General features: G+C 64.8%; 25 protein-coding genes. 17 read left to right on the top strand and 8 right to left on the bottom strand.

Features of this window, described 5'->3' with window-relative positions; all coding sequences use genetic code 11:
• Positions 1 to 2 precede the first annotated feature (2 nt).
• Positions 3 to 1,319 (top strand): bifunctional DedA family/phosphatase PAP2 family protein, encoded by a 1,317-nt coding sequence (locus RAC97_RS07675; RefSeq protein WP_375099214.1) that lies wholly within the window; start codon positions 3 to 5, stop codon positions 1,317 to 1,319.
• A 64-nt stretch (positions 1,320 to 1,383) separates the two neighbouring features.
• Here RAC97_RS07675 and RAC97_RS07670 read toward each other — a convergent pair whose 3' ends face one another.
• From RAC97_RS07670 to RAC97_RS07660, 3 genes are read right to left on the bottom strand one after another with little or no spacing between them, the layout of a single operon-like run.
• Positions 1,384 to 1,974 carry an LON peptidase substrate-binding domain-containing protein gene (locus RAC97_RS07670; protein WP_375099213.1) on the bottom strand — a complete coding sequence of 197 codons (591 nt, stop codon included), beginning with the start codon at positions 1,972 to 1,974 and terminating at the stop codon, positions 1,384 to 1,386.
• 9 nt (positions 1,975 to 1,983) lie between these two features.
• On the bottom strand, positions 1,984 to 2,700 hold the full coding sequence (locus RAC97_RS07665; RefSeq protein WP_375099212.1) for an LrgB family protein: 717 nt from the start codon (positions 2,698 to 2,700) through the stop codon (positions 1,984 to 1,986).
• Positions 2,697 to 3,059 (bottom strand): CidA/LrgA family protein, encoded by a 363-nt coding sequence (locus RAC97_RS07660; protein ID WP_375099211.1) that lies wholly within the window; start codon positions 3,057 to 3,059, stop codon positions 2,697 to 2,699. The genes RAC97_RS07665 and RAC97_RS07660 overlap by 4 nt, the downstream gene beginning before the upstream one ends.
• Positions 3,060 to 3,206: 147 nt before the next feature.
• Here RAC97_RS07660 and RAC97_RS07655 point away from each other — a divergent pair, with 147 nt between their 5' ends.
• The 3 genes from RAC97_RS07655 (at position 3,207) to RAC97_RS07645 (ending at position 6,162) form a co-directional block, all read left to right on the top strand.
• Positions 3,207 to 3,662 carry a MaoC family dehydratase gene (locus RAC97_RS07655; protein WP_375099210.1) on the top strand — a complete coding sequence of 152 codons (456 nt, stop codon included), beginning with the start codon at positions 3,207 to 3,209 and terminating at the stop codon, positions 3,660 to 3,662.
• A gap of 94 nt (positions 3,663 to 3,756) precedes the next feature.
• The gene (locus tag RAC97_RS07650) at positions 3,757 to 5,490 is read left to right on the top strand and encodes a C13 family peptidase (protein WP_375099209.1); all 1,734 of its coding nucleotides are present in this window, start codon (positions 3,757 to 3,759) and stop codon (positions 5,488 to 5,490) included.
• Positions 5,491 to 5,517: 27 nt separating this feature from the next.
• Positions 5,518 to 6,162: an oxidoreductase gene (locus RAC97_RS07645; RefSeq protein WP_375099208.1), complete on the top strand. Its 645-nt coding sequence runs from the start codon at positions 5,518 to 5,520 to the stop codon at positions 6,160 to 6,162.
• An 89-nt stretch (positions 6,163 to 6,251) separates the two neighbouring features.
• Here RAC97_RS07645 and RAC97_RS07640 read toward each other — a convergent pair whose 3' ends face one another.
• The 4 genes from RAC97_RS07640 to RAC97_RS07625 all read right to left on the bottom strand — a co-directional run bounded on the left by RAC97_RS07640 (position 6,252) and on the right by RAC97_RS07625 (position 10,455).
• Complete coding sequence (locus RAC97_RS07640) at positions 6,252 to 6,539, bottom strand: YceK/YidQ family lipoprotein (protein WP_375099207.1); 288 nt, start codon at positions 6,537 to 6,539, stop codon at positions 6,252 to 6,254.
• Positions 6,536 to 7,165: a flavin prenyltransferase UbiX gene (ubiX, locus tag RAC97_RS07635; protein WP_375099206.1), complete on the bottom strand. Its 630-nt coding sequence runs from the start codon at positions 7,163 to 7,165 to the stop codon at positions 6,536 to 6,538. The genes RAC97_RS07640 and ubiX overlap by 4 nt, the downstream gene beginning before the upstream one ends.
• Positions 7,162 to 8,511 (bottom strand): UDP-N-acetylmuramate:L-alanyl-gamma-D-glutamyl-meso-diaminopimelate ligase, encoded by a 1,350-nt coding sequence (mpl, locus tag RAC97_RS07630; RefSeq protein ID WP_375099205.1) that lies wholly within the window; start codon positions 8,509 to 8,511, stop codon positions 7,162 to 7,164. The genes ubiX and mpl overlap by 4 nt, the downstream gene beginning before the upstream one ends.
• A gap of 66 nt (positions 8,512 to 8,577) precedes the next feature.
• Positions 8,578 to 10,455 (bottom strand): sigma-54-dependent Fis family transcriptional regulator, encoded by a 1,878-nt coding sequence (locus tag RAC97_RS07625; protein ID WP_375099204.1) that lies wholly within the window; start codon positions 10,453 to 10,455, stop codon positions 8,578 to 8,580.
• Positions 10,456 to 10,711: 256 nt separating this feature from the next.
• Between RAC97_RS07625 and RAC97_RS07620 the strand changes: the two genes are divergently transcribed.
• The 9 genes from RAC97_RS07620 to RAC97_RS07580 all read left to right on the top strand — a co-directional run bounded on the left by RAC97_RS07620 (position 10,712) and on the right by RAC97_RS07580 (position 20,047).
• Positions 10,712 to 12,232: an aldehyde dehydrogenase family protein gene (locus RAC97_RS07620; protein ID WP_375099203.1), complete on the top strand. Its 1,521-nt coding sequence runs from the start codon at positions 10,712 to 10,714 to the stop codon at positions 12,230 to 12,232.
• A gap of 229 nt (positions 12,233 to 12,461) precedes the next feature.
• A complete protein-coding gene (eat, locus tag RAC97_RS07615) occupies positions 12,462 to 13,910 on the top strand; it encodes an ethanolamine permease (RefSeq protein WP_375099202.1) in 1,449 nt (482 codons plus the stop codon).
• Positions 13,911 to 13,959: 49 nt separating this feature from the next.
• Positions 13,960 to 15,354 carry an ethanolamine ammonia-lyase subunit EutB gene (locus tag RAC97_RS07610; RefSeq protein ID WP_375099201.1) on the top strand — a complete coding sequence of 465 codons (1,395 nt, stop codon included), beginning with the start codon at positions 13,960 to 13,962 and terminating at the stop codon, positions 15,352 to 15,354.
• Between the two features lie 8 nt (positions 15,355 to 15,362).
• Positions 15,363 to 16,181, top strand: coding sequence for an ethanolamine ammonia-lyase subunit EutC (gene eutC / locus RAC97_RS07605; protein WP_375099200.1), 819 nt, complete (start codon positions 15,363 to 15,365; stop codon positions 16,179 to 16,181).
• A 109-nt stretch (positions 16,182 to 16,290) separates the two neighbouring features.
• Positions 16,291 to 16,749, top strand: a complete 459-nt coding sequence (locus RAC97_RS07600; protein ID WP_375099199.1) for a GNAT family N-acetyltransferase — start codon at positions 16,291 to 16,293, stop codon at positions 16,747 to 16,749.
• 312 nt (positions 16,750 to 17,061) lie between these two features.
• Positions 17,062 to 17,712, top strand: a complete 651-nt coding sequence (locus tag RAC97_RS07595) for a DedA family protein (protein ID WP_375099198.1) — start codon at positions 17,062 to 17,064, stop codon at positions 17,710 to 17,712.
• 7 nt (positions 17,713 to 17,719) lie between these two features.
• Positions 17,720 to 18,535 (top strand): zinc-dependent peptidase, encoded by an 816-nt coding sequence (locus RAC97_RS07590; protein ID WP_375099197.1) that lies wholly within the window; start codon positions 17,720 to 17,722, stop codon positions 18,533 to 18,535.
• A 93-nt stretch (positions 18,536 to 18,628) separates the two neighbouring features.
• Positions 18,629 to 19,156 carry an inorganic diphosphatase gene (gene ppa / locus RAC97_RS07585; protein ID WP_375099196.1) on the top strand — a complete coding sequence of 176 codons (528 nt, stop codon included), beginning with the start codon at positions 18,629 to 18,631 and terminating at the stop codon, positions 19,154 to 19,156.
• A 198-nt stretch (positions 19,157 to 19,354) separates the two neighbouring features.
• Complete coding sequence (locus RAC97_RS07580; RefSeq protein ID WP_375099195.1) at positions 19,355 to 20,047, top strand: helix-turn-helix transcriptional regulator; 693 nt, start codon at positions 19,355 to 19,357, stop codon at positions 20,045 to 20,047.
• Positions 20,048 to 20,407: 360 nt separating this feature from the next.
• Here RAC97_RS07580 and RAC97_RS07575 read toward each other — a convergent pair whose 3' ends face one another.
• Complete coding sequence (locus tag RAC97_RS07575) at positions 20,408 to 21,373, bottom strand: oxidoreductase (RefSeq protein WP_375099194.1); 966 nt, start codon at positions 21,371 to 21,373, stop codon at positions 20,408 to 20,410.
• A gap of 85 nt (positions 21,374 to 21,458) precedes the next feature.
• Here RAC97_RS07575 and RAC97_RS07570 point away from each other — a divergent pair, with 85 nt between their 5' ends.
• From RAC97_RS07570 to dxs, 4 genes are all read left to right on the top strand, one after another.
• Entirely contained in the window at positions 21,459 to 22,382 is a 924-nt protein-coding gene (locus RAC97_RS07570) for an AraC family transcriptional regulator (protein ID WP_375099193.1), read from the top strand.
• Between the two features lie 96 nt (positions 22,383 to 22,478).
• Complete coding sequence (locus tag RAC97_RS07565) at positions 22,479 to 22,721, top strand: exodeoxyribonuclease VII small subunit (protein ID WP_375099192.1); 243 nt, start codon at positions 22,479 to 22,481, stop codon at positions 22,719 to 22,721.
• Entirely contained in the window at positions 22,718 to 23,605 is an 888-nt protein-coding gene (ispA, locus tag RAC97_RS07560; protein ID WP_375099191.1) for a (2E,6E)-farnesyl diphosphate synthase, read from the top strand. The genes RAC97_RS07565 and ispA overlap by 4 nt, the downstream gene beginning before the upstream one ends.
• Before the next feature lie 229 nt (positions 23,606 to 23,834).
• Positions 23,835 to 25,730, top strand: coding sequence for a 1-deoxy-D-xylulose-5-phosphate synthase (gene dxs / locus RAC97_RS07555; protein ID WP_375099190.1), 1,896 nt, complete (start codon positions 23,835 to 23,837; stop codon positions 25,728 to 25,730).
• The last annotated feature ends 75 nt before the right edge of the window (positions 25,731 to 25,805 follow it).

Below are 25,805 nucleotides of genomic sequence, written 5' to 3'. Positions count from 1 at the left end.
CGATGAGCGAATGGCTCGACAGCCTGACCCTCTGGCTCGGCGCCAACCCGCAGTGGCTTGGCCTGGCAATTTTCCTGGTGGCCTGCATCGAATGCCTGGCCATCGCTGGCGTCATCGTGCCAGGCACGGTGCTGCTGTTCGCCGTGGGCGTGCTGGCCGGCAGCGGCACCTTCAGCCTGGGCGAAACCCTGATGCTGGGTTTCCTCGGCGGCATGCTGGGCGATGCGATGTCCTACGGCATTGGCAAGTATTTCCACCAGAACATTCGCCGCCTGCCGCTACTGCGCGACCACCCCGAATGGATCGGCAGCGCCGAGACCTACTTCCATCGCTACGGCATCGCCAGCCTGCTGGTAGGCCGCTTCATCGGCCCGCTGCGGCCCATGCTGCCGATGGTTGCAGGCATGCTCGACATGCCGCTGCCGCGCTTCATCGCCGTCAGCCTGGTGGCGGGTGCCGGCTGGTCGGTGGCCTACCTGCTGCCGGGCTGGGCCACCGGCGCCGCCATGCGCCTGCCGTTGCCCGAGGGCTTCTGGCTGGATGCCGGGATCATCGCTGGCGCCCTGGCGGTGCTGGTAGGCCTGAGCCTGAGCAGCAGCCTGCGTGACCAACGCCACGGCACCCGGCTGATCGCGGCGCTGAGCCTGGTGGCCTTGGTGGCGCTGTTTCTTGGCTGGCCTTACCTGCACGAATTCGACCAGGGCGTGATGACGCTGGTACAGGAGCACCGCAGCCAGGCGCTCGACAGTGTCGTGGTGGTGGTGACGCGCCTGGGCGACTTCAATACCCAACTGTTCCTCGGCGCGTTGCTGACCGGCCTGCTGTTGCTGGCCCGGCAATGGCGCCATGCCTTGTTCGCAGGCGGGGCGCTGATGGGTACGGCAGTGGCCAATGGCACCTTGAAGTGGCTGTTCGCCCGCGCCCGCCCGGAGGTGCTGACCGAACCGCTGACCAGCTTCAGCATGCCCAGCGGCCACAGCTCGGCGTCGTTTGCCTTCTTCCTGGTGCTGGCGGTGCTGGCCGGACGCGGCCAGCCGCCGCGCATGCGCTTGACCTGGGTGGTGCTGGGGGTATTGCCAGCGCTGTCGATCGCGCTGTCGCGGGTGTACCTGGGGGTGCACTGGCCGACCGACATTCTCGCCGGCGCGCTGCTGGCCTGCTGCTTGTGCGCCGTCAGCCTGACCGTGGTGCAGCATCGCCAGGCACTCAATGCCTTGCCGCTACGGGTGTGGTGGCTGGTGTTGCCGGCGTGTATCGCATTGCTGGCGTTCTTTGCGCTGTATGCGCTGCCTGAGGCCGTGTTGCGATACCAGTATTGAGGTTGTTTTTCGGGTCTGTTCGCGGACTTGCCCGCGCACAGACCCGAAATAACAACCTATGTCGTCAGGCAAACAGCTCGCCCTGAATCCGCTCCAGCAGCGCCTGTATCGCCTCCAGCCGCAGTTGCGGCGAGTCGATCGCCAGCAGGTCGAGCTTGTCTTCTTCCATGAAGGGCAGCAGGTAAGCCAGCTGATTGCCCAGAGACTGCCGCCCCTCCACATCGCGGGGCATGTCCAGGGCCTCGACCATCGGGTGCTCGCCCAGCGCCATCAACAGCGCCAGCAGGTCGTCGTCCTCTTCTAACAGCGGACTGTCCGGCAGGTCGGCCAACCAGTGCACCTCACCCTGTAGCAACTGGTCCTTGCGCACCTCGGTGCTCGCCACCCGAAAGCGCCGGACCCCTTCCACACGAATGCCCAGCAAGCCGTTATCCTGCTGCACGAAATCACGAATCAACGCCTCACAGCCCAACTCGGCCACAGCCTGTGGCGCCTTGCCCACCTGCTCGCCATCGAGAATGCATACCACGCCGAAGCCCTCGCCTTGTTTCATGCAACGGCCAATCATGTCCAGGTAGCGCGCCTCGAAGATCTGCAAGTCGAGCAGGCAGCCGGGAAACAACACAGTATTGAGTGGAAACAGCGGTAGCGTCATCTCTACTCCTCAAGCCACCAGGCTGACCGCCAACGGCAGGAACACCGCCGTGGCCACTCCCATCAGGCTCATCGCCAGCGCGGCGAAGGCGCCGCATTCATCACTTTCCTGCAAGGCTACCGAAGTGCCCACCGCATGCGCCGTCAACCCCAGCGACATGCCGCGCGCCTCAGGGCTGAGCACCTTGCACAGGGTCAGCAGCCCAGGGCCGAAGATGGCACCGATCACCCCGGTAATCAGCACGAACACCGCCGCCAGGGCCGCCACGCCGCCGATCTGCTCGGCCACCAGCATGGCAATGGGCGAAGTGACCGACTTCGGCGCCATGGTCATCAGGATCATCTGTTCGGCACCAAACCACCACCCCAGTGCCACGCACGCCACGGTGGCGAACACGCCTCCGATAACCAGCGTAGTAAAGATGGGCCAGAACAGTTGCCGAATGCGCCGCAGGTTCAGATACAGCGGAACCGCCAGGGCAACGGTGGCGGGGCCCAGGAGGATATTGAGAATTTCCGTGCTGCGTCGGTACTCGCTGTAGTCGATGCCGCACAGCACCAGTATGCCGATCACCACCAGCATCGACACCAGCACCGGTTGCAGGAAGATCCAGCGGCTACGCTCATAGGCGGCCAGCACCAGCTGGTAGGCGCCCAGGGTGATGCCGATGCCGAACAGCGGGTGGTGAATGACCGCGTCCAGCGCCCCCTGCCAGTCGAGGATCATGGCTGCTCCTCGCGCTTGCCCTGGCGGTGGACCAGTTTCTGCATCAGGACCCCGACGAACACCAGGGTAACCAGGCAGGAGACCACCAGCGCGCCGACGATCGCCCAGAAGTCGGCGGCAATATCGCTGGCATACACCATTACCCCCACCGCCGGTGGCACCAGCAGCAACGGCAGGTAGCGCAGCAGGCTGCTGGCAGCCTCGTTGAGCGGCTTGCCGACTTCGCCACGGATCATCAGGAAGGCCAGCAACAGCAGCAGGCCGATGATCGGCCCCGGCAGGATGGGCAGCAGCAGATGATTGATCGCCGTCCCCAGCAGTTGGAACAGCACCAGCCAGGTCAAACCACGCAACAGCATAAGTACCTCCTTCGAGCATCGGCGGCATTATAAGCACTCGCCCTGCGTCTATAGGCCGATATTCGCCGAAAAGCGAACAACTTGACCGCAGTGACAGGGCGTGCTGATCTTGCACATTCGTACCAAATGACAACCTGGAGAGTCGCGATGCCCTATGTACCTGTTGCAGAGCTTTCGCAGTACGTTGGAAAGGAACTGGGACGTTCCGAATGGCTGAAGATCGACCAAGAACGCATCAACCTGTTCGCCGAGGCCACCGGCGATTTCCAGTTCATCCATGTGGACCCGGTGAAAGCGGCCAAGACCCCATTCGGCACCACCATCGCCCATGGCTTCCTCAGCCTGTCGCTGATTCCCAAGTTGATGGAGGACATCCTGGTCCTGCCTGAAGGTCTCAAGATGGTGGTCAACTATGGCCTGGACAGCGTGCGCTTCATCCAGCCGGTCAAGGTCGACAGCCGTGTGCGGCTGAAAGTCGAGCTGACCGATGCCACCGAGAAAAAGCCCGGCCAATGGCTGCTCAAGGCCACCGCAACCCTGGAGATCGAAGGCGAGGAGAAGCCCGCCTACATCGCCGAACCGCTTTCGCTCTGCTTCGTCTGAAGCCTCGCGGGGAGCGCCCGGCGCTCCCCGAGACGGCTGTCTCACCTGCCTGATCTGCGGCATACTCGGCAAGTCTCTGTGCCCGGACTCCACCATGCGCCACCTGCTACCGCTCGCCCTTACCCTGCTGCTCGCCGCCTGCGGTGACGGCGAACCGTTGACGCCGGTGGATGCCCGCCTGCCAGATGGGGGCCGCTACCGTGGCCAGGTGGTCGACGGCCTGCTTCAGGGCGAAGGACGCATCGACTACCCCAACGGCAGCTGGTACGCAGGCACCTTCCGGAACGGCCAATGGCATGGCGAAGGCGAATGGCACGGCAGCAATGGCGAGGTCTACCGCGGCCTGTTCGCCCAGGGTCTGTTCGACGGCCTGGGTGAGCTGACCACCCCCGGCAGTCACTACGCGGGTACTTTCAAGCACGGCCGACGCGACGGCGACGGCACCCTCAAGCAGCACGACCAGACCTACCGCGGCCAGTTCAAGGACGACCAGTACGAAGGCGCCGGTGAATTGCAGCTGGCCGACGGCAGCCGCTACCAGGGCCAGTTCGCCAAGGGCAAGCCCAATGGCGCCGGGGTGCGCAGCGATGCCAGCGGCAACCGCTTCAGTGGCCATTTCGTCGATGGCCAGTTGCAGGGCGCCGGCACCTACGACAGCGTCGACGGCGAGCAGTACATCGGTGAGTTCAAGGACAACCGCCTGGAAGGCCGCGGCCGCTACGAGAACATCGACGGCGATGTGTGGATCGGCGAATTCAAGGACGGCTCGCTCAGTGGCCAGGGCGAGCTGCTCGGCAGTGACGGCAGCCGCTACAAGGGCGGCTTCAAGGACTGGCGCTTCGACGGCCAGGGCAACCTGCAACTGGCCGACGCCAGCCAGTACATCGGCGCGTTCGCCAACGACGCCTACCAGGGCCCTGGTAGGCTGACCCAGGCCAATGGCCAGGTCGAGGCTGGCTATTGGATCAACGGCGTGCGCGTGCGCGACGACAAAGGCAGGCTGCTCCCCGACCCTCTGGACCTTGCCCTGCTCAACCAGGGCAAGCTGCTCGACGCAGCGCTGGCCCAGGTGCCGCAGTCGGCGCCGCCCATCCAGCTGTACAGCCTGGTCATGGCCGGCGATGGCCAGCAGAGCGTGTTCCTGCGTGAGGCCGACTATGTCAGCAATATGCTCAAGGTACGCTTCGGCGCCCGTGGCCAGGTGACCCTGGTGAACCACCGCGACCACCTGGCCGATCGCCCCATGGCCACCCGCGAGAACCTCACCCGCGCCGCCCAGACCCTCGCCGAGCGCAGCGGCCCCGAGGACATCATCTTCATCTACCTCACCAGCCACGGCAGCCACGACCACCAACTGGTCCTCGACCAGCCGCGCCTGCAACTGGCCGACCTGCCGGCCAACGCGCTGGCCAGCGCCCTCGAGCCGCTGAAGCACCGCGACAAGGTGGTTGTCATCTCCGCCTGCTATTCCGGTGGCTACATCGCCCCGTTGAAGGACGAACGCACCCTGGTCATGACCGCAGCGCGCCCGGACCGGGTGTCCTTCGGCTGCTCGGAAGAAGCCGACTTCACCTACTTCGGCGATGCCCTGTTCGCCCAGGCGCTGAACCAGACCGATGACCTGGCACAAGCGTTTGAACTGGCGCGCGCCAGCGTTGCCGAACGGGAACGAAGGGAAGGGTTCGAGGCTTCCGAACCGCAGATCTGGGCGCCGTCGAGGGTGTTGAAGCATTGGCAGCGGCTGCGCCAGCAACAGGCGGAGGAAGCCTTGCGTAATGAGGCTCAGCCAGCCCCTGGCGTAGAGGCGAAACAGCCGCCGACCCGCTAAGCTGAGCTGTAACGAGGGAGAGACATCATGTATTTGACGCCTCAGCATGTCCTGCTTGCCGGTGCTACAGGCCTGACGGGTGAACACCTGCTCGACCGCCTGCTCAGCGAACCCACCATCACCCGTGTGCTGGCCCCCACCCGCCGACCCTTGGCCGAACATCCGCACCTGGAAAACCCGGTGGGCGACCCGGCAGTGTTTCTTCCCCAGCTGGCTGGCCGCGTCGATATCGCGTTCTGTTGCCTGGGCACTACGATCAAGAAAGCCGGCTCCGAGCATGCCTTCCGCGCGGTCGACCTGGAAATGGTGGTGGCCTTCAGCAAACGCGCGCGGGAACTCGGCGCCAGGCATCTGTTGGTGATAAGTGCGATCGGTGCCGACCCCAAGTCGTCGATTTTCTACAACCGGGTGAAGGGTGAGATGGAAGAAGCCCTGAAGGCCCAGGACTGGCCGCAGCTGACCATCGTACGGCCTTCGCTGCTGCTCGGCGAACGCATGGAGCCGCGCATCGGCGAGCGTATCGCCGCGCCGTTCTCACGCCTGATGCCGGGTAAGTACCGGGGGATTGAGGTGTGCACCCTGGCTCGGGCGCTGTGGCGCTTGGCACTGGAGGAAGAAGATGGGGTGCGGGTGGTTGAGTCGGATGAGCTACGCAAGCTTGGCAAGAAGTGATCCAGCGACGCTAACGACCCCTTCGCGGGCACGTCCGCTCCTACAGATTTACGCTGAACCAGCAGGAGTGGGCTTGCCCGCGAATAGCCCTACAGGCCACCCGTAGCGTTGAACCCCACCCCTAACGCCGTCAGCGCCGACAACGGCAGCAACAGCGTATCGAGCAGCGCACTGCCCGGCAGGTCCAGCCCGGGGTAGGCCGGCGCCTCGGCCCCGAAGCGATCTTCAGGGCAACACCCGCCATTGATCACGTACACATTCAGCCGCGTGCCGGCATACACCACCGGCGCGCCCGGCTTGTTGGCATCCAGTGTACGGACCGTCGCACAGCCACCGAGCAGGCCTAGCGCCAGCAATACGCACAGCGCCCGCCTCAATCCTCGCCTCCGAAATGGTGCTCGCCCCAGCGCGGCAGCATGTCCTGGGGGATGTTCAGCAGATTGAGGATGCGCGCCACCACGAAGTCCACCAAGTCGTCGATGGTCTGCGGCTGGTGATAGAACCCCGGCGCCGCCGGCAGGATCACCGCGCCCATCTGCGAGAGCTTGAGCATGTTCTCCAGGTGGATGGTCGAGAACGGTGCTTCGCGAGGTACCAGGATCAACTGCCGACGCTCCTTGAGCGTCACGTCGGCCGCCCGCTCGATCAGGTTGTTGCAGGCGCCGGTCGCGATCGCCGAGAGCGTGCCGGTGGAACATGGCACCACCACCATCGCCGCTGGCGAACCCGAACCGGACGCGACCGGTGCCATCCAGTCTTCCTTGCCATACACGCGAATCTGCCCATCGGCAGCCCCGGTGTACTCGGTGAGAAAGGCCTGCATGGCCTGCGGCTTTGCCGGCAGCAGCACGTCGGTCTCGGTGGCCATCACCAGCTGCGCGGCCTTGGAGATCAGAAAATGTACCTCGCGGTCCTCACGCACCAGGCAGTCGAGCAGCCGCAGGCCGTACTGCGCCCCGGAGGCGCCGGTCATGGCCAGGGTGATGCGCTCCGGCCCGCTCACTTCAGGGCCTCGGCCAGCTTGCCGTGCAGGCCGCCGAAGCCACCGTTGCTCATGATCACCACGTGCGTGCCCGGGCGCGCCTGGCCCTTGACCCGCTCGATGATCGCCTCGAGGCTGTCGGCCACTACCGACGGCACCTTGCATTGCGCCGCCGTGGCGGCCAGGTCCCAGCCCAGGTTGGGCGGCGCGTACCAGATCACCTGGTCGGCAGCGTTGACGCTTTCCGGCAGGCCATCACGATGGGCACCCAGCTTCATGGAGTTGGAGCGCGGTTCGATGATTGCGATCACCGGCGCCTCGCCCACACGCTTGCGCAGGCCGTCCAGGGTGGTGGCGATGGCGGTCGGGTGGTGGGCGAAGTCGTCGTAGATGGTCACGCCCTGCACCTCGGCGACCCGTTCCATGCGCCGCTTGACGCTCTTGAAGGCGCTCAGGCCTTCAATGGCCATGGCCGGCACCACGCCCACATGGCGGGCAGCAGCCAAGGTAGCCAGGGCGTTGGCGACGTTGTGCCGGCCGGTCAGCGCCCAGTCCACCACGCCTTGCGCCTCGCTCTCGAACAGCACCTCGAAGCGCGAGCCATCGGCGCTGAGCAGACGTGCCTGCCACTGGCCGCCCTCGCCAGTGGTCTGCACCGGTGTCCAGCAGCCCATGCCGATAACCCGCTCAAGCGCTTGCTCGGTGGTGGGGTGAATCACCAGGCCTTCGCTGGGAATGGTACGCACCAGATGATGGAACTGCCGCTCGATGGCTGCGAGGTCAGGGAAGATGTCCGCATGATCGAACTCAAGATTGTTGAGGATCGCGGTACGCGGGTGGTAATGCACGAACTTCGAACGCTTGTCGAAGAATGCGCTGTCGTATTCGTCGGCTTCCACCACGAAGAACGGCGTGCCGCCCAGGCGCGCCGACACTGAGAAATTCTGCGGCACGCCGCCGATCAAGAAGCCTGGGCTCATGCCGGCATGCTCCAGTACCCAGGCCAGCATGCTGCTGGTGGTGGTCTTGCCGTGGGTGCCGGCCACGGCCAGTACCCAGCGCCCTTGCAGCACGTGGTCAGCCAGCCACTGCGGGCCGGAGACGTAGGGCAGGCCCTTGTTGAGCACGTATTCCACCGCCGGGTTACCCCGTGACATGGCGTTGCCGATGACCACAAGGTCAGGCGCAGGCTCCAGCTGGGCCGGGTCGTAGCCCTGGGTCAGCTCGATGCCCTGGGCTTCGAGCTGGGTGCTCATGGGTGGGTAGACGTTGGCGTCGGAACCGGTGACGCGATGGCCGAGCTCCTTGGCGAGCACCGCCAGCGAGCCCATGAAAGTGCCGCAAATACCGAGAATGTGAATGTGCATGGTCGACCTCGCAAAACATCGAGGCAGGGTAGCCCAGGGCGAGGGAAATCGCACCCGATGTTTCGCTTATCCAGCCCTGGCGATGCCGTGCTTGCGCAGTTTTCGGTACAAGGTATTTCGGCTGATGCCCAAGTGCTCGGCAACGTGGGTGAGATGCCAGCGTTTTGCCTCCAGGACGCCGATCAGTGCCTGGCGCTCGGCGTCCTCGAGCGTCGTGTTTGCTTCGACAGGCGCAGGTGAGGCCCGCACGGCCTGGGGTAGATCCTCGAATGCAATCCGCCTGCTATCGCACAACGCCACCAAGGTACGCAGCACATTGCGCATCTGCCGCACATTCCCCGGCCAGGCGAAATCCAGCAGCGCCTGACGCGCGCGGGCCTCGAGCACAATCGCCTGCCCTGGACTTTCCTCGTGCAGCAGCCAGTCCAGCAACTGCCCCTTGTCGCTACGCTCGCGCAGCGCTGGAAGCGTTACCTCCAGCCCATTGAGCCGGTAATACAGGTCTTCACGGAACGAGCCCTCCGCGACCCGCTGCGCCAGGTCGCGGTGGGTGGCGCTGACGATGCGCAGATCCACCGCCTGCGGCTCGCCGCCGATAGGCACCACCTGGCGCTCTTCCAGCACCCGCAGCAGGCGGGTCTGCAAGGCCAGCGGCATGTCGCCGATCTCGTCCAGCAGCAAGGTGCCGCCGTCGGCCTGCAGCAGCTTGCCGCGCATGCCCTCCTTGCGCGCACCGGTGAAACTGCCGCCGCGATAGCCGAACAGCTCGCTTTCGATAAGGCTCTCTGGAATCGACGCGCAGTTGATCGCTACGAACGGCTTGCCTCGCCGGCCACTGGCCTGGTGCACGGCCTGGGCGAAGGCCTCCTTGCCGCAACCCGTCTCGCCGCGCAGCAGCAGCGGCACATCGCGCTCATAGACGCGTACGGCGCGGCTGAAGTCGTTCTGCAAGGCCGGGTCGAGCAGGCAAATGCCTGGCGGCGGCAAGCGCCGCGCCTGCGACCAGCGCGGCATATGCGCCTGGCCGCGCAGGCTGGCGAACACCGGGCGGCCATCATGGGTGCGCAGCGGCCACACCGCGCTGCCCTGGGGCGTAGCTCGGCCAAACAACTCATCACGACTACACACGAAGAACTGCTCCACCGCCTTGCCAAGCGCCGCATCACGCCCACAGCCCAGCAGGTTCATCGCGCCCTGGTTGAGTGCGCGGATGCAGCCATCGCCATCGAAAGCCAGCAAACCTTCGCTGAATTGCCCCACCGACTCGGCCTGCACATGGAAGCGCAGCAGCCACTGGTGCTGGAAATGCCGAATGAAATAGCAGCTCTCGATCAGCCTCGCCGACAAGTTCACCAGGGCCATGGTATGGAACTGGCTCTGCCGCGAGACATCCGGGCGCGCCGACGACACATCGAGCACCGCGAGCAGTTCGCCCTGGGGGTCGAACACCGGGCTGGCCGAGCAGGTCAGCCCGGTATGCCGACCGCGAAAGTGCTCGCCCTGGTGAATGGTCAGCGCCTGGCGCTCGACCAGGCAGGTACCGATGCCGTTGGTGCCCTCGCGGGCCTCGCTCCAGTCGGCGCCCAGCCACAACCCGGCGCGCTCGAAGATGCGCCGCTCGCTGGGCGCGGTGACGCAATTGAGGATCACCCCACGGGCATCGGTGAGCAACACCGCGTGGCCTGCGCCAGACAGTTGCTGGTGCAGGCTGCTCATTTCGCCATCAGCGACCTGCAACACCTGGTGCAGCCGTTCACGGCTTTCCAGCAGGCGACCGTGTTCCAGCACCACAGGGGCCTGGGCGAGGGCAGGGTCAAGGTGATAGTCCTCCAGGCAACGCAACCAGGAACGGGCGATGGAGGGGTCGTGACCTGGCCCGCTGGCCTGGCCACGCGCGACAGTCAAAACCTGGTGGGCATGGCGACTGAGGTGGCTGTTCTGCATTTGTTATTGGCCTGAGCAGAGAGAGCGTTCGACCAGCATCCTCCACCCAGGGAAGCTTTGCAACGCCACCCGGGCGCTGTCACGCCAACGGCACAAAGTGTCACGCCCTGCGTGTCGCAAATGCCACACCCCGCCCTCAGGCACCCCGCCGCAATCCCGCCAAGCCCTTGATTTACCTGGCAGCCAAAACGCTGGCCCAGGCTTTGCTCTACGCTTTCCAACTCCCCGACAAACACAAAAGCCAAGGAGACACACCATGCGTTACGCACATCCCGGTACCGAGGGCGCCAAGGTTTCCTTCAAGAGCCGCTACGGCAATTACATCGGCGGCGAGTTCGTAGCTCCGGTCAAAGGGCAATACTTCGAAAATACCTCCCCGGTGAACGGCAAGCTGATCGCCGAATTCCCTCGTTCCACTGCCGAAGACATTGACAAGGCCCTGGACGCTGCCCATGCCGCCGCCGAGGCCTGGGGCCGCACCTCGGTACAGGACCGCTCCAACGTGCTGCTGAAGATCGCCGACCGCATCGAGCAGAACCTCGAAGTGCTGGCCATCGCCGAAACCTGGGACAACGGCAAGCCGATTCGCGAGACCCTCAACGCCGACATCCCGCTGGCAGTCGACCACTTCCGCTACTTCGCCGGCTGCATTCGCGCCCAGGAAGGCGGCGCCGCAGAAATCAACGAAAGCACCGTGGCCTATCACATCCACGAGCCCCTGGGCGTGGTCGGGCAGATCATCCCGTGGAACTTCCCGATCCTGATGGCTGCCTGGAAACTCGCCCCGGCCCTGGCCGCAGGCAACTGCGTGGTGCTCAAGCCTGCCGAGCAGACTCCACTGGGCATCAGCGTGCTGGTGGAATTGATCGGCGATCTACTGCCGCCTGGTGTACTCAACATCGTGCAAGGCTATGGCCGTGAAGCCGGCGAAGCCCTGGCCACCAGCAAGCGCATCGCCAAGATCGCCTTTACCGGCTCCACCCCGGTGGGCTCGCACATTCTCAAGTGCGCCGCCGAGAACATCATTCCCTCGACCGTCGAGCTGGGCGGCAAGTCGCCGAACGTGTACTTCGAAGACATCATGCAGGCCGAGCCGAGCTTCATCGACAAGGCCGCCGAGGGCATGGTGCTGGCGTTCTTCAACCAGGGCGAGGTGTGCACCTGCCCGTCGCGCGCACTGGTACAGGAGTCGATCTACCCGCAGTTCATGGAAGTGGTGATGAAGAAGGTCCTGCAGATCAAGCGCGGCGACCCGCTGGACACCGATACCATGGTCGGCGCCCAGGCTTCCCAGCAGCAGTTCGAGAAGATCCTGTCGTACCTGGAAATCGCCCAGAAGGAAGGTGCCGAGTTGCTGACCGGCGGCAAGGTGGAGAAACTCGAAGGCTCGCTCGCCAGCGGCTACTACATCCAGCCGACGCTGCTCAAAGGCAACAACAAGATGCGCGTGTTCCAGGAGGAGATCTTCGGCCCGGTGGTCAGCGTCACCACCTTCAAGGACGAAGCCGAGGCCCTGGCGATTGCCAACGACACCGAGTTCGGCCTTGGCGCCGGCGTATGGACCCGCGACATCAACCGCGCCTACCGCATGGGCCGGGGCATCAAGGCCGGCCGCGTGTGGACCAACTGCTACCACCTGTACCCGGCCCATGCCGCGTTCGGTGGTTACAAGAAGTCCGGGGTAGGCCGTGAAACCCACAAGATGATGCTCGACCACTACCAGCAGACCAAGAACCTGTTGGTGAGCTACGACATCAACCCGCTGGGCTTCTTCTAGACCGCGTCGCCCTTTTCGCGGGTAAACCCGCTCCCACAGGTTCATCACTGCCCTCAAGAGCTGTGGGGTACCTGTGGGAGCGGGTTTACCCGCGAAGAGACCACCACTGAATACCGCAAAATCCAGATCGGCAGTTACTCCAAAACCGCTCTGGCTCGCTTCCTGCAATGCGAATCACCAAGGGCCGGAAACCCTTCCGGCCACCTTAGAAAAAGAACAGGTGAACACTATGCCAAGCGATCACACCGGCAGCGCGCCGGCAGGTTCTTCCGTCGATTTCGAAAAGGTCGGTTCCGACTATTTCCAGCAACGTGAACTGAAAAAAGGCGCCGCAGGCTGGGTGCTGCTGGTAGGCCTGGGGGTGGCCTACGTGATTTCCGGCGACTACGCCGGCTGGAACTTCGGCCTGGCCCAGGGCGGCTGGGGCGGCATGTTCCTGGCCACGCTGCTGATGGCCACCATGTACCTGTGCATGTGCTTTTCGCTGGCCGAGCTGTCGTCGATGATCCCCACCGCGGGCGGCGGCTATGGTTTCGCCCGTAGCGCCTTCGGGCCTTGGGGCGGGTTCCTCACCGGCACGGCGATTCTCATCGAATACGCCATCGCCCCCGCGGCCATCGCAGTATTCATCGGCGCCTACTGCGAGTCGCTGTTCGGTGTCGGCGGTTGGGTGATCTACCTGGCCTTCTACATCATCTTCATCGGCATCCACATCTTCGGAGTGGGCGAAGCGCTCAAGCTGATGTTCATCATCACCGCCGTGGCGGCCATTGCACTGGTGGTGTTCCTGATTGGCATGGTGCCCCATTTCGATGCAGCCAAGCTCTTTGATATTGCGCCCACCCAGGCGGTAGGCGCCAGCAGCTTCCTGCCATTCGGCTATGTCGGGGTATGGGCGGCGATTCCCTTTGCGATCTGGTTCTTCCTGGCCGTCGAAGGCGTGCCCCTGGCCGCCGAGGAAACCAAGAACCCTCGTCGCGACCTGCCACGCGGCCTGATCGGCGCCATGCTGGTGCTGCTGGCCTTCGCACTGCTGATTCTGGTGGTCGGCCCTGGCGGCGCAGGCTCCGAGGCCTTGAAGGCGTCGGGCAACCCCTTGGTCGAGGCACTCTCCAAGGCCTATGGCGGCTCCACCTGGATGAGCGGGTTCGTCAACCTGGTTGGCCTGGCCGGCCTGATCGCCAGCTTCTTCTCGATCATCTACGCCTATTCGCGGCAGATCTTTGCGCTGTCCCGGGCTGGCTACCTGCCGCGCAAACTCTCCGAGACCAACAAGAGCAAGGCGCCGGTGCTGGCGCTGGTGATCCCCGGCATCATCGGTTTCGCGCTGTCACTGACTGGCCAGGGCGATTTGTTGATCCTGGTGGCGGTGTTCGGCGCCACGTTGTCCTACGTGCTGATGATGGCGGCGCACATCACCCTGCGTATTCGTCGACCAAAGATGGAGCGCCCCTACCGCACCCCGGGCGGCATCTTCACCTCGGGCGTGGCCCTGGTGCTGGCCTGCATCGCCGTGGTCGCCGGGTTCCTGGTCGACCCGCGCGTGCTGATTGGCGCGGCGGTGATCTATGGGGTATTAATTGCCTACTTTGCTTTCTACAGCCGCCACCACCTGGTGGCCGGGACGCCGGAAGAGGAATTCGCCGCGATCCAGAAGGCCGAAGAGGCCCTGCACTGATCGCCGACACACGCCGCGGGCCTGGCCCGCGGCGCTCTGGAGAGTCTGCATGGCACGTTTCGTACACACCGTAGGCAACCTGGTCTACCGCTTCGACAGCCTCAAGGAGGTCATGGCCAAGGCCAGCCCCGCCCGCTCGGGCGACTTCCTTGCGGGGGTCGCCGCCAGCAACGATGGCGAACGCGTGGCCGCGCAAATGGCGCTGGCCGATATCCCCCTCAGTCACTTCCTCAATGAGGCGCTGATCCCCTACGAACAGGACGAGGTCACCCGGCTGATCGTCGACACCCACGACCGCGAAGCCTTCGCCCTGGTCAGCCACCTCACCGTGGGCGGCCTGCGCGACTGGCTGCTCAGCGACCTGGCCAACGAAGACAGCCTGCGCGCCCTGGCCCCTGGCCTGACGCCAGAAATGGCCGCCGCGGTATCGAAGATCATGCGCGTGCAGGACCTGGTGCTGGTCGCGCAGAAGATCCGCGTGGTCACGGCCTTTCGCGGCACCATGGGCCTGCGTGGGCGCTTGTCCACCCGCCTGCAACCCAACCACCCCACCGATGAACCCGCCGGCATCGCCGCGAGCATCCTCGACGGCCTGCTGTACGGCAACGGCGATGCGATGATCGGCATCAACCCGGCCACCGACAGCATCGCCTCGATCTGCGCCCTGCTGGAGATGCTCGATGCCATCCTCCAGCGCTACCAGATTCCCACCCAGGCCTGCGTGCTCACCCATGTCACCACCTCGATCGAGGCGATCAACCGCGGCGTGCCGCTGGACCTGGTGTTCCAGTCCATCGCCGGTACCGAAGCAGCCAACGCGGGTTTCGGCATCAACCTCAACGTGTTGCAGGAAGGCTACGAGGCCGGGCTTTCCCTGAAGCGCGGCACCCTCGGGCAGAACCTGATGTATTTCGAAACCGGCCAGGGCAGCGCGCTGTCGGCCAACGCCCACCATGGCGTCGACCAGCAAACCTGCGAAACCCGCGCCTATGCGGTGGCCCGGCACTTCAAGCCGTTCCTGGTGAACACCGTGGTCGGGTTCATCGGCCCGGAATACCTGTACAACGGCAAACAGATCATCCGTGCCGGCCTCGAGGACCATTTCTGCGGCAAGCTGCTCGGCGTACCCATGGGCTGCGACATCTGCTACACCAACCACGCCGAAGCCGACCAGGACGACATGGATACCCTGCTGACCCTGCTGGGCGTGGCCGGGATCAACTTCATCATGGGCATTCCCGGCTCCGACGACATCATGCTCAATTACCAGACCACCTCGTTCCACGACGCGCTCTACGCTCGCCAGACCCTGGGCCTCAAGCCCGGCCCGGAATTCGAGGCGTGGCTGGAGCGCACCGGTATCTTCACCCAGGCCGATGGCCGCATACGCTTCGGCGACAACTTGCCGCCGGCCTTCCGCCAGGCCCTGGCGCAGCTTGCATAGGGATGACCATGGACCGACACACGCCCACCCCGGACAACCCCTGGTTGGCCCTGCGCAACCTCACCCCGGCACGCATCGCCCTCGGGCGCGCCGGCACCAGCCTGCCGACCGGCGCCCAGCTGGACTTCCAGTTCGCCCACGCCCAGGCCCGCGACGCCGTGCACCTGCCATTCGACCACGCCGGCCTGCGCCAGCAGCTCGCCGACCGTGGCCGCCAGAGCCTGCTGCTGCACAGCGCCGCCAGCGACCGTCATGAATACCTGCAACGCCCCGACCTGGGGCGGCGGCTGAACGAGGAATCGGCGCAGCAACTGCGCGCACACGCCCAGGCCAACCCTGGCGGGGTTGACTTGGCCATTGTCGTCGCCGACGGCCTCTCGGCGCTGGCCGTGCACCGCCATACCCTGCCGCTGCTGGCGCGTTTCGAGGAGCAGGCCGCCACCGACGGCTGGAGCAGCTCCCCTGTGGTGCTGGTGGAGCAAGGCCGGGTGGCGGTGGCCGATGAAGTCGGCGAGCTGCTGGGCGCACGTATGACCGTGATGCTGATCGGCGAACGTCCAGGGCTCAGTTCCCCTGACAGCCTGGGTCTGTATTTCACCTACGGGCCCAAGGTCGGCCTGACCGACGCCTACCGCAATTGCATCTCCAATGTGCGCCTGGAAGGCCTGAGCTACGGCATGGCCGCTCATCGCCTGCTCTACCTGATGCGCGAGGCCTGCCGTCGTCAGCTCTCCGGGGTGAACCTGAAGGACGAGGCCGAAGTCCACAGCATCGATAGCGCAGAATCCTCCAATAAAAGGGGCAATTTCCTGCTCGGAGAAGAATAAGACACCTGTAACGGAGTGCAGATTGCGCTTCTGGCCTGCTTTAGGCAGCATGCGACTTGAACGCTGCTGGCAATGCGCTGTATCCCTACATGGACTCTGAGGCCCGCACATGCGAATCATCAAGGCAACCCTGGAACACCTCGATCGGCTTACGCCGCTGTTCGTCAAATACCGCGAGTTCTACGGCGAGCTGCCCTACCCGGAAACCTCCCGTGCCTTCCTTGAAAAACGCCTCAAGCGCAGTGAGTCGGTGATTTACCTGGCCCTGCCAGATGACGACGACAACAAGCTGCTGGGCTTCTGCCAGCTCTACCCGAGCTTTTCCTCGCTGTCGCTCAAGCGCGTGTGGATTCTCAACGACATCTACGTGGCCGAAGACTCCCGGCGCATGCTGGTGGCCGACCACCTGATGCGTGAAGCCAAGAAAATGGCCAAGGACACCAATGCCGTGCGCATGCGGGTGTCGACCAGTGCCGACAACGAAGTGGCGAAGAAAACCTACGAGTCGATGGGTTTTCGCGAGGACACCGAATTCAAGAACTACGTATTGCCGATCAGCCAGGATTGACCCCGCCCCCCCTGCATAACGACCTGGCAACCCCCTGTAGGCGCTGGCTTGCCCGCGAACACCGGCAAGGCCGGTGCCATCCACCGCGGTGTATTCTCCGCGGGCAAGCCCGCCCCTACAGGGGCTCAGGCCAGGTCTGACAATTCGTAACCCCCCGCTACAAACTCACCGGGCATCTTCAAGACTTCGCCGTATAATGCCCCTCCGTCACGTGTGAAAAGTTACCTTTCCCCTGGTCAACCTGCCCACGACCACGACGCCGTCCGTCATCGCGCGCCCGTAACAAGCGGGTCATGAACACAGGTGCTGTACATGGAATTCAACCCGTTGGACCTCATCCTGCATCTCGATGCCTATCTCGACCTGCTGGTCACCAACTATGGTCCCTGGATCTATGCCATCCTGTTCGCGGTGATCTTCTGTGAAACCGGCCTCGTGGTCATGCCGTTCCTGCCGGGCGACTCCCTGCTGTTCATCGCCGGCGCCGTGGCCGCAGGCGGCGGCATGGACCCGGTACTGCTGGCGGGCCTGCTGGTCGCCGCCGCGATCATGGGCGACAGCACCAATTACGTGATCGGCCGAACGGCCGGGGAACGCCTGTTTCAGAACCCGAGTTCGAAGATCTTCCGCCGCGACTACCTGCAACGCACCAACGACTTCTATGCCCGCCACGGCGGCAAGACCGTGACCCTGGCGCGCTTCCTGCCGATCCTGCGCACCTTTGCACCGTTCGTCGCCGGTATCGCCCACATGCACTACCCGCGCTTTCTCTCCTTCAGCGTCGCGGGTTCGGTGCTGTGGGTCGGCAGCCTGGTGACCCTGGGCTTTTTCTTCGGCAATGTGCCGTTCATCAAGCAGAACCTGTCGCTGATGGTGGTGTTCATCATCATCCTGTCGCTGGTACCGATGATCCTCGGCCTGCTGCGCGGTCGCCTCGGCCGTGGCACTGCCAAGGCCCACTGACCGCACCATGTGGTCGTTGCGCGCCTGGCGGCGCAAGCGCACCCTGGCGCGCTACCCGGTCAGCGCGCAGCTCTGGCAAGTGATTCGCCAGCGCCTGCCGCTGCTCGATGGCATCACTGACGAAGAAGACCGCTGGCTGCGCGAGGCCAGTGTGCTGTTCCTGGCCGACAAGCACCTCACCACCCTGCCCGGCGTCGAGCTGGACGACGAGCAGCGGCTGTTCCTCGCCGCCCAGGCACAACTGCCGCTCATGCACCTGGGCGAGCTGAACTGGTACCAGGGTTTCCACGAGTTGATCCTCTACCCCGACGATTTCAAGAGTCCCCAGCGCCACCGCGACGCCAGTGGCGTGGAACATGCCTGGGACGCCGAGCACAGCGGCGAGGCCTGGCAGCAGGGCCCGGTGATCATGGCCTGGCCGGGGGTGCTGGCCGGCGGCGGCTGGGAAGCCTATAACCTGGTGATCCACGAGCTGGCGCACAAGCTCGACATGCTCAACGGCGATGCCAATGGCCTGCCTCCACTGCACAACGGCATGTCAGTGGCCGATTGGGCCCAGGCCATGCAACAGGCTTTCGATGACCTGAACCGCCAGCTGGACGCCGACCCCGACGCCGAGACCGCCATCGACCCCTACGCGGCCGAGAATTCGGCGGAGTTCTTCGCCGTCACCAGCGAGTATTTCTTCAGCGCTCCGGACCTGTTGCACCAGGCCTACCCCCAGGTGTACCAGCAGTTGGCGCTGTTCTACCGCCAAGACCCACTGGCTCGCCTGACCCGCCTGCAGGCCGAACACCCCGACTATCGCGAAAGCCATGCTTGAGGTGTCGGCTCATTCTGTCAGCCGTGGCATGGCCCTGCGGAATATGCCTATAATCGCCGCCACTTTTTCGGCCATATACGGGGGCACCGCCCAATGAGCTACAGCAAGATTCTGCCTAAAGAAGACCCCAACGATATCTACGTCGCCATCGAGATCCCGGCCAACCACGCGCCGATCAAATACGAGATCGACAAGGACAGCGATGCCCTGTTCGTCGACCGTTTCATGGCCACCCCGATGTTCTACCCGGCCAACTACGGCTTCATCCCCAACACCCTGGGCGACGACGGTGATCCGCTGGACGTGCTGGTCGTGACGCCGTACCCAGTGGCGCCAGGCTCGGTGATCCGTGCCCGTCCGGTCGGCGTACTGAACATGACCGACGACGGTGGTGGCGACGCCAAGGTCCTGGCCGTTCCGCACGACAAGCTGACCCAGCTGTACGTCGACGTGAAGGAATACACCGACCTGCCGGCCCTGCTGATCCAGCAGATCGAACACTTCTTCGAGAACTACAAAGACCTCGAGAAGGGCAAGTGGGTGAAGATCGAAGGCTGGAAAGGCGCCGACGCCGCGCGCGAAGAGATCGTCAAGTCGATCAAAGCCGGCAAGAAAGCCTGATTGTCGACTCGGTAAAAAACCCTGCTCCGGCAGGGTTTTTTTATGCCCAGTGCTTGAATCGGAGCAATGGCTTTCGAGCCAAAGAAAAATTTCCTACACAGACCTTCAGCAAAATCCTGCAAGCCGGGTTTTCTCCTACAGCTTGCTTCAACCACAGGTTCATTCCCCTACGCCTGATGCGCCATTAGACTCGTCCGCATGAACACATCCGGCGACCGACTGAAGGCTCTCCTGTTGGAGTGCAACCTGACCCCTTCCGACTTCGCAGCCCAGCGCAGCGTCACGCCCCAGCACGTGAACAACTGGTTCAAGCGCGGCGTTCCCCTGGCACGTCTCGACGAAATTGCCGACCTGTTCTGCGTTCACCGCCACTGGCTGCGCAGCGGCGAAGGTGCCAAGCACCCCAGCCCGATCCTGCGCCCGTGCATGCCCGAGCCACCCGCACCGCCGCTGCAACATGGCTATGACGGCACCCAGGCGAGCATCGCCGTGCACGGCCTGCAGGACGGCACCCTTGCCGAGCAGGCGCAAGGTTACCTGCGCCTGCCCGTCCAGGCCCTGGAGTCCCTGGGCGTATTGCCCGAAAATGCACTGTGCCTGCATATGCCCGGCGCGAACATGGCGCCGCTGATCCCCATGGATGCCACCTTGGCCATTGATCGCAGCCTGACCCGGGTGATCGACGGGCAGATCTACGCCTTGCTGCACGACCGCCAGTTGCGCGTACACAGCCTCAGCCTCGGCCACAACGGCACCTTGTGCCTGCACAGCCACGACCGGCGCAACTACACGGTGGAGCGCTACACCGCCGCCCAGCGGCAGGCCCAGGGGCTGCAAATTCTCGGCTGGGTGTTCTGGTGGTCCTGGTTCAGCCGCCAGCGGCCGGGTTGAAACAACCAGTGCCAATTTGTACTGGGCAACCCGCACATGCACGCGTATGCTACGCGGCACATTTTGCCCTGCCCCCGGCCACACGCCGCGCGCAAGGGCAATTGGCAGTGCCCTACACGGTCACTCGCCCTCTTTTCCAGGCCTTCATGGCCAACCTGTCAAGGCGATTGCGGCTTACCAAAAATTAGCCAAGACCGTCCCCGAAAGCCGGCCACAAGCTGGCTTTTTTATTTCCCCTCCTGGTCAACGGCCTGGCCTGGATCACCAGCACGAAGCTTGCCGCAACTTTCCACCTGCGCGTCGTGGGCGAACGGCCACCGCCGGCGAGGCGCCGTGCCGAGTTTGCCCCCACCAGCAGGCCTACAGGGTTGTGCCCGCCCACTGCTCGGATACCCGCCACAGCCGCTCGGCAAGCACGTCGTCTGCCGCCCATCGCGCCACGCCCTTGCGACCCGTCGTCCCATCATTGAGCGACGCGATATTGCAGTCTTCGCAGTACACACCGCCCAGGCCCTCCAGCGCCGGACTGGTGGCGCACCACAGCCCAGTGGCCGCCCCCTGCTCCAAGGTCTTGAGGCCGTTGTAAGGGTCTAGCCGCGGCTGGCCGTTTTCGTCGAACACGTCGAATGCGTCGATTTCGGCGCGGCTCAAGTGGCGCCCGAGGTCCGTCAGGATCTGCCCTGGATGCAGCGAAAAGGCCCGCAGGCCGTGGTCACGGCCACGCTTGTCGAGGGCCATGGCGAACAGGGCATTGGCCGTTTTCGACTGGCCGTAGGCCGCCCATTTGTCGTAGACGCGCGTGGTGAAGTCGATGTCATCGAAGTCCACGCCGGCAATTTGATGACCTCGCGACGACACCGCGACCACCCGCGCCGCGCCCGCCGCACGCAATACTGGCCACAGCCCGCAGGCCAGCCGGTAGTGCCCCAGGTGGTTGGTCGCGAACTGGCTTTCATGGCCATCGGCGTCGCGCGCCAGCGGCGAAGCCATGACCCCGGCGCACAGGATCAACAGTGAAACCGGCTGCCCCTGACGTACCACTTCAGCGCTGAACGCCTGCACGGAGTCGGCAGCGATCAGGTTCATCGGCCGCACGCTGACGCCCGCGATACCTGCCAAGGCCGCATGCGCCCGCGCCAGGTCCCGGGCCGGCACGATGACGTGGGCCCCGGCCTCGGCCAAGCGCCGCGTGGTAACGAGGCCCAGGCCTGAATAGCCACCGGTAACGATGGCCAGTTTCCCGCTCAGGTCTACCTCTTCCATGACCTGCGTGGCGGTGCTGGCAGCGTCGAACCGTGAAGCGATGGGGTGCTGGAGTGTGCTCATGAAGATGTCCTCTTCGCCTATCGGAGAGGCTGATTCTTCTCTAAGCTGCCCGGACTAAACACTGCAAATAGTCCGGATTTCTATCGTGATAATCCAAAACCCTGTTACCGATCCGCTGTCCGAGGTGCTTGCCTTGACCGGCTTTCGCGCCGCCTGCTCGGTGCGTTTGCTAGCTGGCGGCAATTGGGCCTTGCGCTTCAACCCCATCGAGCTGAAATTCAACGTCGTACGGCGGGGCGAATGCTGGCTACGAGTGGGGCACATGGCGCCCTGGCATCTGCGCCCAGGCGACTGTTTCGTGGTGTCGCGTACGCCGTTCATCCTGGCCAGCGACCCGTCGCTCGAGGCCGTCGAGGCCTCTGCGGTGTTCGCGGCCTCGGGCATGTCCGCCACACTGGGCGTCGGCGATGAGGTGGAATTGCTCGGCGGCAGCGTCTCGCTGGCCAGTCCTGGCGCCAGCGAGCTGCTGGCGATACTGCCTGCGGTGATCGTCATTCGCGCGCAATCGCCAGACGCCTCGTCGTTTGCCTGGCTGCTGGATGAACTGGACAGGGAATGGCAATCGGGCCACGCCGGTGCCTACGCCATGTGCAACGACCTGCTGCGGGTCATCTTCGTGCACGCCCTGCGCCACCACATCGCCCATGCCGACGTCGCCGACCTGGCCTGGCTGGGCGGTTTGCGCGACCCGGCCATTGCGGCGGTGATGCGCGCCATTCATGGTGCCCCGCAGCAACACTGGAAGCTGGCACAAATGGCAGAGATCGCCTGCATGTCGCGCTCCAGCTTCGCCGCGCAGTTCAAGGCGCGAGTGGGACAGACGCCCGTGGAGTACGCCACGCGCTGGCGCATGCAGGTGGCCGCCTCGCGGTTGACCGACCGTTCGCAAAGCGTGGCGACGGTCGCCGCATCGCTGGGGTACTTGTCCGATGCCGCCTTCGGGGTGGCGTTCCGACGTATCCACGGGCAGACGCCTGGGCAGTACCGGCGCCTGCAGGCGCCCCACTGAAGCCTCATCGCCACCTCGGCACGGGCCCCTTTATTTGCTCCCCCCGCCCTGCTCTGCTAGTGTCGCGCCGTTAAAAACGCCACCGAGACAGTCGCCATGGCCCGCAAGAAAACCTCCATCGATTTCGAACAATCCCTCGCCGACCTGCAAGTGCTGGTCGAACGCCTGGAGAACGGCGAATTGTCGCTGGAAGACTCGCTGGCCGCGTTCGAGCAAGGCATCGCCCTGACCCGCGAATGCCAGGGCGCCCTCGCCCAGGCCGAGCAGAAAGTGCAGATTCTCCTGGAGCGTGACGGCGAGTTGGCTGCCCAGCCGTTCGACGCGGAACCGCAGGCATGATCGCCAGCTACCAGGCGACCTGCCAGGCCCGCGTCGATGCTGCCCTCGAACCGCTGTTCCAGGCCCCCTCGACAGAGCTCGCACGGCTCTACGCCGCCATGCGCTACAGCGTGATGAACGGCGGCAAGCGCGTGCGCCCGCTGCTCGCCTACGCTGCCTGCGAAGCCTTGGGCGCTGCCCCGGAGCAAGCCAACGGCGCCGCCTGCGCGGTAGAGTTGATCCACGCCTATTCACTGGTGCATGACGACCTGCCGGCCATGGACGATGACGACCTGCGCCGTGGCCTGCCAACCACCCACAAGGCTTTCGACGAAGCGTGTGCGATTTTGGCCGGCGACGGTTTGCAGAGCCTGGCCTTCAGCGCCCTGCTCGACGCCAGCCTGAGCCCCCTGCCCGACACGATCCGCCTGGCCATGGTGCAGGCCCTGGCCAAGGCCGCCGGCCCCGCCGGCATGGTCGGTGGCCAGGCCATCGACCTGGGCTCGGTGGGTGTCAAGCTCGACCAGAAGGCCCTGGAATACATGCACCGGCACAAGACCGGCGCCCTGATCGAAGCCAGCGTGCAGCTTGGCGCCTTGGCCAGCGGCCGCGCCGAACCCACGCAATTGGCCGCCCTGGCCACCTATGCCCGGGCCATCGGGCTGGCTTTCCAGGTGCAAGACGATATCCTCGACGTGGAAAGCGATACCGCTACCCTGGGCAAGCGCCAGGGCGCCGACATCGCCCGCGACAAACCGACCTACCCGGCCCTGCTCGGCCTGGATGCCGCCAAGGCCTATGCCCTGGAACTGCGCGACCAGGCGCTGGGGGCGCTGCAGGCCTTCGGCGACAACGCCGAGCCGCTGCGGGCGCTGGCGCGCTACATCGTCGAACGCCGCCACTGACAGCAACGCAACGCCTGCAGGAACGGGCTCGCCCGCGAACCCCGGCAACGTCGGTGCCATCCACCGCGCTGTTTCTTTCGCGGGCAAACCCTCGCCTACAGGTATTGCGCCGCTTGTGAAGGCTGCACAATACCGCCACTCCAAAGCGCCCAATACACCTGCTTGAACGGGCAGCTTTTCCCACAATGGGGTAAACTGCCGCGTCTTCAAACCTATAACGACTCGCCTGATGCCCACGACGTTTCAAGAGATCCCCCGCGAACGCCCGGTCACGCCGCTGCTGGACCGCGCCGATACGCCCGCTGGCCTGCGCCGGCTGGCTGAAGCCGACCTGGAAGCCCTGGCCGACGAATTGCGCCAGGAGCTGCTCTATACCGTCGGTCAGACAGGCGGGCATTTTGGTGCAGGCCTGGGCGTCATCGAGCTGACCATCGCCCTGCACTACGTGTTCGATACCCCGGACGACCGCCTGGTGTGGGACGTCGGCCACCAAGCCTACCCGCACAAGATCCTCACCGGTCGGCGCCAGCGCATGCTCAGCCTGCGCCAGAAGGACGGCATCGCCGCCTTCCCACGGCGCAGCGAGAGCGAGTACGACACCTTCGGCGTCGGCCATTCCAGTACCTCGATCAGCGCCGCGCTGGGCATGGCCATCGCCGCCCGCCTGCAGAACGATGCACGCAAGTCGATCGCGGTGATCGGTGACGGCGCGCTTACCGCCGGCATGGCCTTCGAGGCGTTGAACCACGCCCAGGAAGTGGCCGCCGACATGCTGGTGATCCTCAACGACAACGACATGTCGATTTCCCGCAACGTCGGCGGGCTGTCCAACTACCTGGCCAAGATTCTGTCCAGCCGCACCTACGCGAGCATGCGCGAGGGCAGCAAGAAAGTGCTGTCGCGCTTGCCCGGCGCTTGGGAAATCGCCCGCCGCACCGAGGAATACGCCAAGGGCATGCTGGTGCCCGGCACCCTGTTCGAGGAGCTGGGCTGGAACTACATCGGCCCCATCGACGGCCATGACCTGCCCACCCTGATCGCCACCCTGCGCAACATGCGCGACCTCAAGGGCCCGCAGTTCCTGCACGTGGTGACCAAGAAGGGCAAGGGCTTCGCCCCGGCCGAGGTCGACCCGATCGGCTATCACGCCATCACCAAGCTCGAACCCGTCGACAAGCCTGCCGCGCCGAAGAAAGCCAGCGGGCCGAAGTATTCCGCGGTATTCGGCCAGTGGCTGTGCGACATGGCTGCCGCCGACACGCGCCTGGTGGGCATCACCCCGGCAATGAAGGAAGGCTCGGACCTGGTGGACTTCAGCGAGCGCTTCCCCGAGCGCTACTTCGACGTGGCCATCGCCGAGCAGCACGCCGTCACCTTCGCGGCCGGCATGGCCTGCGAAGGCGCCAAGCCGGTGGTGGCGATCTACTCGACCTTTCTGCAACGCGCCTACGACCAGCTTATCCACGATGTGGCGGTACAGGACCTTGACGTGCTGTTCGCCATCGACCGCGCCGGCCTGGTCGGTGAAGACGGCCCGACCCACGCTGGCAGCTTCGACCTCTCGTACCTGCGCTGCATCCCCGGCATGCTGGTGATGACCCCGAGCGACGAAAACGAACTGCGCAAGATGCTCAGCACCGGCCACCTGTACAAGGGCCCGGCCGCCGTGCGCTACCCCCGCGGCACCGGCCCCAATGCGCCGATAGACAGCAGCCTGGAGCCACTGGAGATTGGCAAGGGCGTGGTGCGCCGCCGGGGCAGCAAGGTCGCCATGCTGGTGTTCGGCGTACAGCTGGCTGAGGCCCTGAAGGTGGCCGAGACGCTCGACGCCACCGTGGTCGACATGCGCTTCGTCAAGCCGCTGGATCAAGCCCTGGTCCTGGAAATGGCCGCCAGCCACGAGTTGCTGGTCACCCTTGAAGAGAACGCCATCATGGGTGGCGCCGGTGCCGCAGTGAGCGAATGCCTGGCGCGCGAGGCGGTGGTCATGCCGCTGCTGCACCTGGGACTGCCGGACATCTACGTGGAACACGCCAAGCCGGCGCAGATGCTCGCCGAATGCGGGCTGGACGCTGCCGGTATCGAAAGCTCGGTGAGGGCCAGGATGGTCAAGCTGGGCCTGTAAACAATACGGGTCGCCTGGCGGCCCATCGCGGGGCAAGCCGGCTTCCCACACACCGTGGGAGGCAGGGTTGCCCCG

Source organism: Pseudomonas sp. LS_2, assembly GCF_042709235.1.
GTDB lineage: Bacteria > Pseudomonadota > Gammaproteobacteria > Pseudomonadales > Pseudomonadaceae > Aquipseudomonas.
This window is presented reverse-complemented; position numbering and strand designations above follow the sequence as displayed.